This window comes from Micromonospora sp. SL1-18 (assembly GCF_047921505.1).
In the GTDB taxonomy this organism is placed as follows: Bacteria; Actinomycetota; Actinomycetes; order Mycobacteriales; family Micromonosporaceae; genus Micromonospora.
The window spans coordinates 1-227 of record NZ_JBLROA010000292.1 but is presented as its reverse complement, the minus strand read 5'-3'; the positions used below and the strand labels follow the sequence as shown (position 1 = coordinate 227).

The window sequence follows — 227 nt, the reverse complement described above, 5'->3', positions numbered from 1 at the left end:
CGTGGCGTTGCGGATCGCGCCACCCAACGGTCGGGTCCAGCGGAACCGGACCGGCCCGAACTTCGGCAGCCGCACCTCACCCCACCGGCGACTCAGCCGACGAACCGCGATGTGCTTCGGATCGGGGAACCGGAACGACGCAGCAGTGCGTGCCTTGGACCGCCACCGCACCTTCCACGTCCCATGAGCCTTGCACGCCGCCTCCAGGTCCCGCAGGGTCTGCTGCA

1 protein-coding gene is annotated in these 227 nt (G+C 70.0%); it reads right to left on the bottom strand.

The window, feature by feature from the left end:
* Nucleotides 1–227: hypothetical protein (locus ACNAW0_RS30995; protein ID WP_416291578.1), on the bottom strand; the 227-nt coding region annotated here is incomplete at both ends.